This is a genomic window from Wolbachia endosymbiont (group A) of Norellia spinipes (assembly GCF_964273535.1).
In genome coordinates this window covers 538,107-552,058 of sequence record NZ_OZ187006.1, presented here as the reverse complement: position 1 = coordinate 552,058, position 13,952 = coordinate 538,107, and the positions used below count along the sequence as shown (strand labels likewise).

Annotated in this window: 11 protein-coding genes and 1 pseudogene; 3 read left to right on the top strand and 9 right to left on the bottom strand. The window is 37.3% G+C overall.

The window, feature by feature from the left end; all coding sequences use genetic code 11:
* Positions 1-34: 34 nt before the first annotated feature.
* Positions 35-2,179, top strand: a complete 2,145-nt coding sequence (locus tag ACFZP3_RS02700) for a transketolase family protein (RefSeq protein ID WP_386086800.1) — start codon at positions 35-37, stop codon at positions 2,177-2,179.
* Positions 2,180-2,870: 691 nt separating this feature from the next.
* On the opposite strand, the gene ACFZP3_RS02695 is transcribed toward ACFZP3_RS02700, so the two are convergent.
* The 6 genes and pseudogenes from ACFZP3_RS02695 to ACFZP3_RS02670 form a co-directional block, all read right to left on the bottom strand.
* Entirely contained in the window at positions 2,871-3,011 is a 141-nt protein-coding gene (locus ACFZP3_RS02695) for a hypothetical protein (protein ID WP_309166327.1), read from the bottom strand.
* Positions 3,012-3,055: 44 nt separating this feature from the next.
* A pseudogene (locus ACFZP3_RS02690) lies at positions 3,056-3,775 on the bottom strand (ankyrin repeat domain-containing protein); the annotation flags it as partial.
* 18 nt (positions 3,776-3,793) lie between these two features.
* Complete coding sequence (locus ACFZP3_RS02685; RefSeq protein ID WP_386086799.1) at positions 3,794-4,597, bottom strand: ankyrin repeat domain-containing protein; 804 nt, start codon at positions 4,595-4,597, stop codon at positions 3,794-3,796.
* Between the two features lie 57 nt (positions 4,598-4,654).
* On the bottom strand, positions 4,655-5,839 hold the full coding sequence (locus ACFZP3_RS02680; protein WP_253309931.1) for a multidrug effflux MFS transporter: 1,185 nt from the start codon (positions 5,837-5,839) through the stop codon (positions 4,655-4,657).
* Between the two features lie 410 nt (positions 5,840-6,249).
* Positions 6,250-8,586, bottom strand: coding sequence for a glycoside hydrolase TIM-barrel-like domain-containing protein (locus tag ACFZP3_RS02675; RefSeq protein WP_386086798.1), 2,337 nt, complete (start codon positions 8,584-8,586; stop codon positions 6,250-6,252).
* Positions 8,583-9,545 carry a hypothetical protein gene (locus ACFZP3_RS02670; RefSeq protein WP_386086797.1) on the bottom strand — a complete coding sequence of 321 codons (963 nt, stop codon included), beginning with the start codon at positions 9,543-9,545 and terminating at the stop codon, positions 8,583-8,585. The genes ACFZP3_RS02675 and ACFZP3_RS02670 overlap by 4 nt, the downstream gene beginning before the upstream one ends.
* A gap of 338 nt (positions 9,546-9,883) precedes the next feature.
* Here ACFZP3_RS02670 and ACFZP3_RS02665 point away from each other — a divergent pair, with 338 nt between their 5' ends.
* Complete coding sequence (locus ACFZP3_RS02665; protein WP_386086796.1) at positions 9,884-10,894, top strand: hypothetical protein; 1,011 nt, start codon at positions 9,884-9,886, stop codon at positions 10,892-10,894.
* A 5-nt stretch (positions 10,895-10,899) separates the two neighbouring features.
* Here ACFZP3_RS02665 and dcd read toward each other — a convergent pair whose 3' ends face one another.
* Both dcd and ACFZP3_RS02655 read right to left on the bottom strand, forming a co-directional pair.
* The gene (gene dcd / locus ACFZP3_RS02660; protein WP_064125494.1) at positions 10,900-11,457 is read right to left on the bottom strand and encodes a dCTP deaminase; all 558 of its coding nucleotides are present in this window, start codon (positions 11,455-11,457) and stop codon (positions 10,900-10,902) included.
* A gap of 175 nt (positions 11,458-11,632) precedes the next feature.
* On the bottom strand, positions 11,633-11,794 hold the full coding sequence (locus ACFZP3_RS02655) for a hypothetical protein (protein WP_386086795.1): 162 nt from the start codon (positions 11,792-11,794) through the stop codon (positions 11,633-11,635).
* Between the two features lie 115 nt (positions 11,795-11,909).
* Here ACFZP3_RS02655 and ACFZP3_RS02650 point away from each other — a divergent pair, with 115 nt between their 5' ends.
* On the top strand, positions 11,910-12,926 hold the full coding sequence (locus ACFZP3_RS02650; protein WP_253308933.1) for a substrate-binding domain-containing protein: 1,017 nt from the start codon (positions 11,910-11,912) through the stop codon (positions 12,924-12,926).
* Between the two features lie 348 nt (positions 12,927-13,274).
* Here ACFZP3_RS02650 and ACFZP3_RS02645 read toward each other — a convergent pair whose 3' ends face one another.
* Entirely contained in the window at positions 13,275-13,940 is a 666-nt protein-coding gene (locus ACFZP3_RS02645; RefSeq protein ID WP_353270767.1) for a hypothetical protein, read from the bottom strand.
* Positions 13,941-13,952: the final 12 nt, after the last annotated feature.

The window sequence follows — 13,952 nt, the reverse complement described above, 5'->3', positions numbered from 1 at the left end:
TTTATACTTCATTTTTAAGTTTTTCTATTAACACATGAATCATTCACATTTGGAATCTATGGCAAACGCCATTCGTTTTTTATCAATTGATGCAGTACAAAAAGCAAACTCTGGACACCCAGGTATGCCACTTGGCATGGCAGATGTTGCAACTGTTTTGTTTGCTAAATATCTGAATCATAATCCTGATGATTCTAAATGGTTCAATAGAGATCGCTTTGTTTTATCAAACGGTCATGGGTCAATGTTACTATACTCAATATTATATTTGACAGGTTATACTAGCATAGATGAGCTAAAAAACTTTAGGCAAATGGGATCCAAGACCCCAGGTCATCCAGAGTTTGGCTTGACTTCCGGGGTAGAGGCAACAACAGGCCCGCTCGGTCAGGGGTTTGCCGCTGCTGTTGGCATGGCACTTGCTGAATCAATCCTTAAAAAGCAATTCAGAATCAATCACTACACTTACGTAATGCTAGGGGATGGCTGTCTTATGGAAGGAATAAGCCATGAAGCAGCATCACTTGCTGGGCATCTTAAATTGAATAAATTAATAGCCCTTTTTGATGATAATGATATCTCTATAGATGGCGCTACTTGCCTTTCCTGCTCTGATGATGTAGAGAAACGCTTCTTAGCGTATGGATGGAATGTTGACAAAATTGATGGCCATGATTTTGATGCCATATCCCTTGCAATAGAGCAAGCAAAAAAGTCTGATAAACCTACAATGATCTGCTGCAAAACTATTATCGGAAAATTTTCAAGCCGTGCTGGCACATCCTCTGCTCACAGTGGTGCTTTTTCGGAGGAAGACATCAAACAGATGAGAGAGAAATTAAACTGGAATTACGAGCCATTCCATGTGCCAGAAGATGTGAAAAACGCCTGGAAGAAAACTGTTGAGAGAGCAAGGCAAAATTACAATTCATTGTCATTCCAGCATGTGACCAGTGAAGAAGAAAAAGAATGGATCCCAGTGTCAAGCACTGGGATGACAGAAGAGAATGCTGGGATGAAAGGATATCATGCAGAACTTCAAAGGCGACTAGATGAGCGTCTGCCAGATAACAGCAATTCGGTGTCATTCCAGTGCTTGACACTGGAATCCAGTGAAAATAAAGAACTTCAAAGACGGCTAGATAAACGTCTACCAGACAATATCGATAATGTTTTGGCTAACTTGAAGAAACAAATACACGAGACAATGCCAAACGAAGCTACACGTTCTTCTTTCGGCATGGTAATGGAACTTTTAACACAACATATGCCGGAATTAATCGGCGGTTCTGCTGATCTTACTGGGTCAAATTGCACTAAATATAAGCACATGCAGGTAATAGATAGTAATAATTATAGTGGTTCTTATGTCCACTATGGAGTGAGAGAACACGCTATGGCAGCATGTATGAATGGTATGGCACTTCACGGCGCGATTCTTCCTTATGGTGGCACTTTTTTGGTATTTTCCGACTACTGTCGTCCTGCTATACGTCTTTCAGCTTTGATGAAACAGCAGGTTATCTATGTGATGACTCATGACTCAATTGGAGTGGGAGAAGATGGCCCAACTCACCAACCAATAGAGCATTTAGCCTCTCTTCGTGCTATACCAAATCTATATGTTTTTAGGCCAGCCGATGCAGTTGAAACTCTAGAGTGTGTTAGCATTGCACTCGAAAAAAAAGAATCACCTGCACTGTTTGCGCTCTCAAGGCAAAACGTAAGTTACATGCGCAAATTCTATTTTGATATCGATCAATCTGCTAATCTATCGAAGTTTGGTGCATATGTTTTGTGTGAATGTTCAAAAGAATTAAAAGTGACAATATTTGCTACGGGGTCCGAGGTTGAAATTGCAGTTGAAGCAAGGGAGAAATTGCAGGAAAAGGGTATAGGTACAAGGGTTGTTTCTATGCCATGCTGGAGACTTTTTGATGAGCAAAGTGATGAATATAAAGCGGCAATATTAAATAATGACAGCATCAAAGTTGCAATTGAAGCTGGAAGTGAAATGGGTTGGCATAAATATATAGGTTCAAACGGTATATTTATTGGCATGAAAAGCTTTGGAGAATCAGCACCTTATAAAACACTTTATGAGCATTTTAATATCAGCGCTGATCACGTAGTAAAATGTGTGTGTGAATTTTATCATTCCACTGTATATATTCAATAGAAACCACTTGACAAACTCTGCCAGCCCCTTTATCATGAAACTGAAGGTATTCAGTTATCTTCATCTGTGCAGATTAAACAGCAAGAAAACAACGTAGTTGGCGTCTTATTTTTAATTTTTTGCACTATGTGCACCTTATGTCTTCACAACATTTCTAGGTTTTTACCTACACAAGCTGAAACGCGCTTATAAGTCGTTTAAGACAGTATAGTACGCCAATTTGCAGGATTAGAGAGTGACAACTAGCTAACAAAGGATTTCTTTGCCTTTTTTTCTGCTTAGTAAATTTCTTAAACATTTAAACAAAGGTGAGTTGCATTTAAAAGCAGCTAAATTGCAGTGTTTAAGACTTAAAAAACGCCAATACTGAAAGTAGACAATGACTAGGGCTTCTTTTGCCTTTTTTTCGTTTGGTAAATTTCTTAACGTTTGTAGCTAAAGTAACTTAGGTTCACCGACAACCGTCATCCCGCTACTTGTTAGCGGGATCTATGCTAAGAGATACCGCGGCGGTATGACGTAGGACTGCTGTCATTCCAGTGCCAGCTACTTTCATGACATCATCATAAAGTAAAATGAGATCCCAGTGTCACGCACTGGGATGACAGGAGAAGGTACTGGGATCTAGCCTTTATTATTTGGTTGAAATTAAGTCTTCTGGATCCCAATGTCAGCTACTTTCATGACATCATCATAAAGTAAAATGAGATCCCAGTGTCACGCACTGGGATGACAGGAGAAGGTACTGGGATGACACCGTCATAAAGGAACCAGTGCCTGGGCACTGCCCTCTTGGATGGAAACCAGTGTCAGCTACTTGGATGCATCCCACCATGTCATTCCAGCGCGTGACGCTGGAATCTAGTAAACCTTTAGCTATATTATGTCATGGTCTCCTGAACTATTCGGTGGTTCTAACACAACTGGTTGGTCAGATTCAGATGATGATTGTATTGGCTCATCAGACCCAAACAACCATGAAAAAACCCCACCAAAAAATGATGCAATTAATGAAAAAGGCTTCATAAGTATACTAAACAAACTACCAAAAAAAGAGCTCGGCTGTTCTTCTGTTTGTGCAGGTTCTATGGGAGCAATAGGCTGTGCACTTCCGGTTGCTACATCAGTTCCTTTTTCTGCACTGGTGGCGGGTTGTCCTCCATTATTTTGTGTAGGTCCTGTAGGTTGACTACCGTTGCTTACACCAGTTCCTTTTTCTGCAATGTCTGATTCTGATTTAGCATCACCTTCTTGCTTTTCTTTCTTTTCTGTACCAGCATCTTCTTCTTGAACCCCTTTACTATCCGTCGATGGCTCATCAATTAAACCAGCATCAGGGCTTTCTGCGGCTTTTTGAAATAGAGTTTTTATTTCTTCGTTAGTAGTTAAATCGAAAGGAGTTTTTTCATCTTTATCTTTTACATTAATATTTGCTCCTGCTTTTATTAGAGCGTCTACTACCTCTTTGTTGTTATTTCGAGCAGCAAAATGTAAAGGAGTCTCTTCTTTATCATTTTGTGCATTAACATTTGCCCCTTTATCCAATAGGGCTTTTACTACATCTTTTTCGCCATTTCCAGCAGCAAAATGTAAAGGAGTCCATCCACCCTTATTTTATGCATTAACATTGATCCCATTTACTTTCAGTAGGGCTTCTACTACCTCTTTATAGCCATTGAAAACGGCAAAATGTAAAGGAGTCCATCCATACTTATTTTGTGCATCAACATTTGCCCCTTCATCCAATAGGGCTTTTACTACATCTTTATAGCCATTTAGAGCAGCAAAATGTAAAGGAGTCCGTCCACCCTTATTTTGTGCATTAACATTGATCCCATTTACTTTCAGTAGGGCTGCTACTACCTCTTGATGGCCATTGAAAACGGCAAAATGTAAAGGAGTCCATCCACCCTTATTTTGTGCATTAACATTGATCCCATTTACTTTCAGTAGGGCTTCTACTACCTCTTTGTCATTCTTTTCAACAGCCAAATGTAAAGGAGTATTTTCAGAATCATCTGTTGCATTAACCTGTGCTTTTCCTTCTTTACCCAACAGATTTTTTACATCATCAATATTACCGTTTTCAGCAGCCTTAAGCAGTTTATCATTGGCCTTTTTTACGCTTTGCAATAGATCTTGTATTCCTTCATCAGTGGCTAAATTGGAAGGAGTCTTTCCTTCATCATTTTGTGCATTAACATTTGCCCCTTCATCCAATAGGGCTTTTACTACATCTTTTTTGCCATATTCAGCAGCCCAATGTAAAGGAGTACATCCACTATTATTTTTTGCATTAACATTTGCCCCTTTATCCAATAGGGCTTTTACTACATCTTTTTCGCCATTTAGAGCAGACCAATGTAAAGGAGTATTTCCAAAATTATCTGTTACTATATCTTCATTTACATCACTCATCCCACACCTCCTGTAAAATTATATTATCACGGCAAAGCCGTTAATAATCTATGACCTTTATGTTCCTGGATCACGCAAATAATGCCCATGTTTTTCAGTATATTTGAGCAGGCTGTACATAAGAATTGCAATTGTAGAGCATATTATTGTTAATAGTAAATTTGGTAAAATGCCATAGCGAAAAAATTTTCCTACTATATATATTCCTATAGCCCCAAACATCATATTGCAGAATGAGAGGACTGCACTACCAAGCCCTATACCTTTGATCGTTTCTAAAGCAGAAGTTACGTTATTGCTGATTACTAATGCAAGCCCAATATTGGCTGGAATCCAGGCAACTTGAAGAATTAATATATTTAACTTGTCCGCGAAATAAAAATATACCAATAAACTATCAGATATTATCGGTAACACCAAACCTATTATTAGCATTTTGCTAACCCCTACTTTTGGTACATACCTTCTATTAATTAAAGTTCCAATTATGTAAAATATGACTATGATCGATATGAGGTAGCCAAAATACTGTACTTCAATGCCCATTGATTCAAATATGAACGGGTAGTTAGCAACATATGCCCAAAGCCACATGAAAGTTAATCCATGAATGGCTGAAAACCCAAGGAAACGATAATTTCTAAATATTGATATGTATTGCTTGAAGATATTAGTAGTTATGTTAGTTATACTGGTTTCATTTTTATTCACAATGAGTGTTTCTTGTAACTTAAAGTAAATAAAAATAAGCATAGCAATTGCCGCAAGTGATATAATAAAAAACAAAAATTTCCAACTATACCCATGTGAAATTATATAACCGCCCACCACTGGAGCTATTCCAGGTGAGAGTGCCACTACCATATTTAACTTTGAAATTACTCTCGAGTATTCACTACCCGAGTACATATCCCTTATTGCTGCATACCCAACAACACCTGCAACACCTGCCCCTGCTCCTTGTATGAAGCGAATTAGTATCAAGAGCGCAATACTGTCGGCTATATAACACATGATACTTGCTAAAGTAAAAATTGTCATACCAATCAGCATCATTGGACGCCTACCATAATGGTCCGATAATGGACCATAAATTAATCCAGATACTGCAAATCCAACTAGATTCAAGCTAATTGTAAGCTGCACTACACTGCCTTCTACTTTAAAATAATTGGCAATGCTTGGTAGTGCAACTGAGTATAGGTCAGTTGCCATATCGACAATTGCTACAGACAATATCATAATAAGAGAGATGATATTTTGCGAAAGAGCTGTTTTCACTTAATGATTTACTGGATTAAATATACTTGATTATAATATATTTTTTTCATTAGTATAAGTACAATGTTACATAGTAAACGATGTCATTCGAGTAGCGGACACTGTCCTCCTTTGTCATCCCAGTGCCTTGACTACTTGGATCCAGGAATTTTATTAAGTTGGTAAGCATAAAAGTAGCCGTTTTATACAACGTTTTGATGATTATGAAAAAGCTGGATTCCAGACTGGAATGACACCCTCCTAGTGGATTCAAATCACAATGTTCGTACAGTTATGTGCTTTGACACTGGAATCTTAAGCTAAAATCATAAAAAGCCTAAATTTCAATATTTTATCTTCAATTATTCAGGTTTAAGTTTAAATACTGAGCATCAATTGTTCAGGACCTTTGCTTCCGTGTTATCCAACGAATCACCATAAGTCACTGCTTTGAGGTAAAATTTTCTCCCTGATTGCACTTCAAAAGAAATTATTGAATCATCAAGTAAGGTAAATTTCTCACCTCCTGTATGCTCATACTCTTTAGTACCTTCTTGCCCTCTAATTAGGTTGCTAAGCTTATATTTATTTTTATCTATGAGTTTAGTACTCTGGAATTTCACTATCTCTTTTCCGATTAATGCTGAATTTGAATCGATAATTCCTAGCAGCTTACCAAAACGTAATACTATTACAAGCCCCTCATCGGTAGATTCCATTACATATCCGTAAGTAGACTGTTTATTTGTGCTTGCGATAGGCTTATAATCCTTATCGTTGTACGAAATAAAGAGCGTTGCTCCCTTCCAATTCCTTTCCTCACCAATTAAAGTAAAGCTTGCAATATTACCTTTAACATGCGGTAAATCTATCATTTCTACGATGGTTTTGCTGATATGAGAAGGAGGGTATTCCTTCAGCATAAGAGACCTTGTTGAAGGAAAAGAAAGCTTATATATGGAGCTGTCATAACCAACACCACTTACTTGAATGGACATGCTTTCAAATTTTGTTTTTATAATTCTCACCGTATGCTTTTTCTCACCGTCTAAAATCGTTATGACATCACTTGGCGCAAGCCACGCATATTTTATCGGCAGCTTGAAATTGTATATATTTCTCTCTTGCCACGAAGAATAAAGTAAAACCTCAGCTATATTTTGCGCCTCTCCCTCCTCCATAATGAGCGGTATTTCAACTGTTGCAGCAGTGCCTTGCTTTGGCAACTCAGCATATTTAACATCAATTGGATAGCCAAAATTGCGATTAAAATAAACGACGTTAACTTTATTGTTTAAATCCAGTTGACTAATATTAACAAGTTTTGAATTGTTACTGAAAACCGTTTCACCAATTGGCATTACAGTTGTAACTCCCCTGCCCTTTTGGACAAATTTCAGTTTAGAGCCCTGCTCAACCACATCAAAAAAATAGCAACTTTGCAGCATTTTAATAATTGAACGTACGGGTTGCTGGTCATTTATTACATATCCAGACAATAACCCTTTGACGCCACCTGTATCGAACTGATTGCTTTTTAAACCTGTTTTTTGTAACAGATCCAATAAAACATCGGAAATATTAAGCTGTGAAAGCTTTCCCTGAATCCAATGTCCTGTCTGCCAATTATGGCAGTCAGTCCACACATCACACAAATTGGGAAAGTAAGGAAATGGCCTTGCATCCCATGCCCAGAGAAACATTTTTTCTACCATTTCTGAGCTTTGCCACTTCTTTAGCGTTCCTTCAATTGCAATTTTTTGTGAAAGAAAGCTCACCTCTCCGTTTGAATATCGTGGATATTTGCTCTCTATGCTGCCTTTGTCAACAAACACATTTGGCTCATTAGTGCAGCCGTTCATACTGGGAAATCCATATTCAGTAAACCATATTTTTTTCATTTTTGGTTGCCATTTTGTTTTACTACCACCGGGGTTTATGTGAGTTTCACTCCACCATTTCTCTATATTTTTCCACGCATACCTGCTGTCGTTATACTTTACTTTTTCAGGCTCACTTTTTGAGTAATCATAGAAATAATCATACCCCACTCCACTGCTCCAACCACCCATTACATCTTCCGCAGAATAGCCAAAAGGAGGCTCTGGACCATCAGTCAGTGGAAAATAAGCATCTATGCCAACAACGTCGATGTACTGTGAAGACCACAGTTCATCCATATTATACCAACCATCATATGAGTGGTATTCGCTCCAATCCGCAGCGTAAGTTACTGTTACTTCTTTTCCAAGATCAAGTTTTATCTGCTTTGCAAGCTTAACTAGCTCTGCCACTGCAGGGTAATTACCTTTTTCATCTCTGATTTTGGTAAGTTCAACAAATTCAGAACCAATGATAAACCCTTCCACTTTAGTTTGTTTGGCAATGCTTGCATAATGCTCTATAAATTTGTTGTACTGATTCTTAAAAAAATCACTTATATCCCCAGGAGTCCCGCTCAATCTTCCTCGCCACTCTTTGTTCTTTGTATCAAGTAAGGGCATCGGATAGAGCATCACCTTGTAGCCTCTGCTGTGTAGCTCTTCTATATATCTTATTAGCTCTGAATCACTAACTGTGCCACCATATCTTGGGTTTCCATTATCGTCTTTTGAAATTAGCTGAGCATCATCTCTGGTACTACTTCCTACTTGCCAATCATCAGGTAATATTGCGGAATCATCTTGAAATTCAACTGCAGGGTATATTTTACAATCTTTAATGTTCACAGATCATTCACAAACCAATTGACTACTACCGATACCCACTCAACATTTGGTAAATCTCCCTTTAATTGATCCAAAGAAAGCACTGCATCGCTCTTTTTAGTGTGGTTGTTATGATTTACCCTTTGTGCCAGCCCATATGGGATATATTGGTTGCTGCTTATTTTCTCTTGCGCGATTTTCTTCTGTATTTTTGTATCATATACAAACTCTCCTGAGCCTGGTATTATATTGATATTCTGAATATTTTCTACTACTGAAAATCCGCTAGGCTTTAATATAGTCTGCACTTCAAATGTGAATACCGGAACGCGGTTATTATAGTCTGCTAAAGGAAAATTCTTGATGACTATGTAAGATATTCCCCTATAAGCCGGCACACCTTCGATTGACGACATAAATGGATCAGGATTTTGGTCTTCTGTACCGCGGTAAAAAGTATAATCTATTTCATCAAAGCTAAGTAATGTTGTATCTGCCCAGATTCTGTTTAATTTTTCTACTTTCCCCTTGCAGATCGCAATTGCAAGCGTTGCATAGTAATTATACTCAACATTCATACCTCTTCCAATTTTGCTTTTGGTGGTTATCGCCTCTTCTTTTATTGGCTGTGACCAAATAATGTTCCCTGCAATGCGAGCAGTGCCATAGATAATTGGTATCGTCCTTCCATAGGTTGAGGTTTGAACTTGCAGATTTTTTAGTCTCGCACCATGCGTTACTTTCTGCTCAGCATCAAGGCTAAACATCGCACCATCAAGCTGCGCACCAAGAAGAGCACCGAGTTCTGAGCCGATAATCTGGCCAATTGGACCAAAAATGCTGCCTGCTTGACCAAAAATTGATGATAAAACTATTGTAGACATGATAATCCTCCTTTTTGTTTCTATAGTTAATGTAGGCTCTACGTCATGCCGCCACGAACCGTCATACCGCGATTCATTCGCGGTATCTCTTAGCATAGATTCCGCTAACTAGTAGCGGGATGACGAGCTTATCGTTATGCCGCCGCGAACCGTCATACCGCGATTCATTCGCGGTATAGATTCCACTAACTAGTAGCGGAATGACGAATTTGTCGTTTTACAGCCACTTGGATGACAATTTGCCACTAAATAGTAGGAAATTCAATAGCTTAAAATGAATAGTTGAAGTTTTTAATTAAGAAAAGCACATGAGTAAATCGTGTAGCTATAATTATTGTAAGCAACAATGAAAAAGTGCGGAAGTAGAAATTTGAGTTGACAAAATAAGAAAAAATATAGTATATTAAAAATATTGATACTAACTTAAACTAATTATGCCAACAGTAGTAAATACACCAGACAACATACAAAGACCGTCAAAATTAAAAAAAGCAAAAGAAATTCTGCTAGCTCCTGTAAGGTGGCTAATCACAGGTTTATTTGTAGTACTTTTTATAATATTTTTTATTCCTCCCCTGGTGTTTTTCTTAATCGCCAAGGTATTGAGTAAGCTATATCTTTTTGCAGGAGGCAAAAGAACTGAAGCATTTATGGAGGCAGCATGTATCCCACAAACAACGCATGATACTAATGTAAATGATGCAATTAATATTAACGTTCAAAAGCTAAAAGAAAACTATGGCGAGCCTGATGTTGATGATAAGTTTATAGAGGAAATAGAAGGATTTATTGATCAGTTAGAGTGCATAGCAAATGGCACACAAAAAGCTGCAGATAAAGATCAACTTAGAGAAGATGAGAAAAAACATGCACTTGAGTGCTTGGAGCGTATAAAAAATAACCCTGATACACATAGTGGAAGCGGGTTAACATTGAAGCAAGTTTTAAATTTAGCTTGGAAGGCTTGCAACGATCAAACTAGAGCAAATGCTGATCATAATATAGATATTAATACCCGCATATCACAGAGAAAATATCAACTGGTTAAACATTTAGTAGAATCGCAAACAGAATACGGAGTGCGTGGTGGTCGTGGTTCAAGTGCATGTTTTACTGGTACCTTCAACAGTATTGTCTCTTCCTTGTACATTTTTGAAGAGTTTTCCTTCTTGCAAAAAGCAGATAAGAATACTATAAAGCAGGAATTTGAAAATGAGCTGCAAAAAAAGGGAGAAGAACTATTTAATCAGCTTTCCAATGATAAAGAAAAAAAAGAAGTTGCAGAAGCTTTAAGTAATCCTTCTACAAATTTCTTTTCAAGCTATGTAGAGTTATTTAAAAACCACTCTGCACGTGCAGTTTTAGGTGATAAAGAATGCGACAAATTAGTTAAAACTTATCTTAGTAATCTTCAGTACAATAGCACAATATCTTGCTTTACCTAAAGTAATCACTTTACCAGCGGCAAAGTGATACCATGCTGATTCATATATTTTCCTTTCATATCATCATATGATTTTTCACACTCACTTTCGCCGCTTAAAAATACGAATTGGCATGCGCCTTCATTAGCGTAAATTTTTGCAGGAAGTGGGGTGGTGTTTGAGAATTCGAGTGTGACATGACCTTCCCATCCAGGTTCTAAGGGAGTAACGTTTACTATAATTCCACACCTTGCGTAAGTTGATTTACCAACACAAATGACCAGTACATTTCTTGGTATACGAAAATATTCCACTGTGCTTGCAAGCACAAAGCTATTTGGTGGAATTATGCATACGTCTGTTTCTTTATCTATAAAACTATTCTCAGAGAAATTTTTAGGGTCCACGATGGCTGAATTAACGTTAGTAAAAATTTTAAATTTATTATCCACTCTTGCATCATACCCATAAGACGATAGTCCGAAAGATATAACACCTTTGCTGCTTTTGTGATCCACAAAAGGCTCTATCATTCCAAAATTTTCAGCTTTTTCTCTGATCCATTTATCTGGCATAACTGCCATAATTGCCCCTTAAAGTTGTGTAATACTTACAATAATATAAAATAAAATTTAAATGTAAACTGTAGCTTTTGTCATGCAAGTAGCTTGTATCAAATCACAATGTTCATACAATTATGCGCATGACGCTGGGATGACAATGGATTATTAACTAACAAATTGTACATGGTAAATGATGTCATTCCAGTCTGGAATCCAGAAAACTTAACTTTATACCAGGTAATAAGAACTGGATCCCAGTGTCTGGGCACTGGGATGACATCCTCCTAGTGGAAATTGCTCTCAAATCACAATGTTCGTACAGTAAGCTGCTTGCAGACACCATTGTTACAATGTTCATGCAATTGAAATAGCGGTCAATTGGATTAGCTATAGGTCAATCACAAGAGAAAATTAAAGCTTTTCAGTTTGATTTTTTATTACAATAATTAGATTTATGTTCTTAACTAAAAATAATGCTTAGAAACTTTCTCCTGATTTTTGTATTCGTATTATTCACGCCGCTGTCAAATGCTGATGCCAGGAAATACATCAGAATTGTTGGATCTTCAACCGTTTTTCCTTTTATCTCATTTGTAGCCGAGGAGTTCAATCGTGTATTCTCTTTTAAGACTCCAGTTGTGGAATCGATAGGAAGTGGATCAGGGTTCAAAATGTTTTGCTCAGGAATAGGGGAAGACACGCCAGACATCACCACTTCATCTCGCCCTATGAAGGAAGTAGAAAGAGAACTATGTAAAAGAAATAAAATTAATGAAGTGATAGAGATCATCATTGGCTATGATGGAATTGTCATTGCAAATTCAAATCAAAGCCATAGATTTGATTTCACAAAAAAGGACTTATTTGAAACTTTATCTGCATATTCTCAAGAAAATGATAAATTAGTAAAAAATAATAAGAAGTTTTGGTCTGATGTAAATCAAGCCTTACCAAAAACAGAAATTGAAATTTATGGTCCACATCAAAATACAGGCACATACGAAACTTTGGTTAATTCTATTATGTTCAATCAATATTCATGCATGAACTCGAGAATTTTCAAAGAGAATTATAAAGATCAGGAAGAAAGAAAGAAAGCATGTGGTAATATAAGGGATGACGGAAGGTATATAGAAGTTGGAATTAATGAAAACATAATAATACAAAAATTGAAAAGTAACAAGAACGCTTTAGGGATATTTAGTTTTAGCTTTTTAATGAGGAATCAAGATAAAATACAAGGGAGCACAATTGCAGGAATTGAGCCAACTTACGAAAATATATCATCGGGAAAATATATATTAGCAAGACCTCTATACCTTTATATAAAGAAAGAACACCTGGATACTGTTGATGGATTAAGAGAATTCATAAAAGAAATTATAGATTCGATCGGCATTGAAGATGGGTACCTATCTAGGCTTGGTCTAATCCCACTTTCAAGTGAATATATAAAGAAAGCTTCAGCAAAGGTTTATGATATAACGTGACGGCAACACTTCCTTCTCCTGTCATCCAAGCAGCCTCCTTTTTTTGTCATCCCAGTGCGTGACACTGGGATCCAGACTTTAATTATTATACTCGTAAATAAGTGTAATAGATAATGGTCCTGGTGAGAAAAAAGTTCACCTCAAATGCAGTATTTTTGTTGAAATAGCTCAACTGGATGCCAGTGTCACGCACTGGCATGACACCATTTGTTGTAAACTCACTTTTATGGTTATCTTTTTATACTACCTTGTCTACCTTATTTTGTCGCTTTCCTGAACGGATACATATTCTTTGTCTAGCGTAGTCAGACCCCAGCGCAGCGCGCTGGGATGACAATGGATTACTAATTAGGCAGTTCTTGTTTTGTTGCAACACTGAGAAAGATCTGGGTCCGAGCTTTTCGTATTTGGGCTTTCTGATTTCTCACAAAACTTAGCAATACCAGCACCCATTAATATAACTGCTGCCAAAACTGTTAAAGCCAGTGCAACTACAGGATATGCTAGCACATAGGCTGCAACAGCACCAGCTACGCATAGTCCAGTAACACCTAGAGCAATCTTCCCTTTGTGTTCACTCCAGAAGTTTGTATCGTTCTTTTCTGGGGTTTTGTTATCTGCTTCATTTGTTAATTCAGGGTTTGCGGTGTTAATTACTGGGTTTTGACCTAGATCAGTGTCATCTATACAAGCATTAAGTTCATCATTCTCAAACAGATCATGATTGATTTCTTGTGAAAATCGAGTCGCATACTCTTTATCCCATGCTATCTGATCATCAGCCTTGGCATTATCTAGTGTATCTTTACTAAGTTTTTCCTCAAATTTTTGAATCAAATCTTGAAAGCATTGCTCACCTACTCCAGGTATTTTAGCAAAACGTTTTTGTGCCTTTACAAGTTTACTCATTACATAGTTATTTCCACGGTGCTCATACCCAAGGAGCTGTGGAGAAGCAGCATTAAACATTAATTCAAAGATTTCTTTTATCTTTTCCACATCTTCTTGGTTCAATTCTTTACTATA

What these genes read in the sequence shown, in the direction of transcription:
- ACFZP3_RS02700 (WP_386086800.1), top strand. Translation starts at nt 35, where the DNA reads ATGAATCATTCACATTTGGAATCTATGGCAAACGCCATTCGTTTTTTA.
- dcd (WP_064125494.1), bottom strand. Translation starts at nt 11,457, where the DNA reads ATGGCAGTTATGCCAGATAAATGGATCAGAGAAAAAGCTGAAAATTTT.
- ACFZP3_RS02680 (WP_253309931.1), bottom strand. Translation starts at nt 5,839, where the DNA reads ATGATATTGTCTGTAGCAATTGTCGATATGGCAACTGACCTATACTCA.
- ACFZP3_RS02665 (WP_386086796.1), top strand. Translation starts at nt 9,884, where the DNA reads ATGCCAACAGTAGTAAATACACCAGACAACATACAAAGACCGTCAAAA.
- ACFZP3_RS02685 (WP_386086799.1), bottom strand. Translation starts at nt 4,597, where the DNA reads ATGAGTGATGTAAATGAAGATATAGTAACAGATAATTTTGGAAATACT.
- ACFZP3_RS02670 (WP_386086797.1), bottom strand. Translation starts at nt 9,545, where the DNA reads ATGCTAAGAGATACCGCGAATGAATCGCGGTATGACGGTTCGTGGCGG.
- ACFZP3_RS02655 (WP_386086795.1), bottom strand. Translation starts at nt 11,794, where the DNA reads ATGAACATTGTAACAATGGTGTCTGCAAGCAGCTTACTGTACGAACAT.
- ACFZP3_RS02650 (WP_253308933.1), top strand. Translation starts at nt 11,910, where the DNA reads ATGCTTAGAAACTTTCTCCTGATTTTTGTATTCGTATTATTCACGCCG.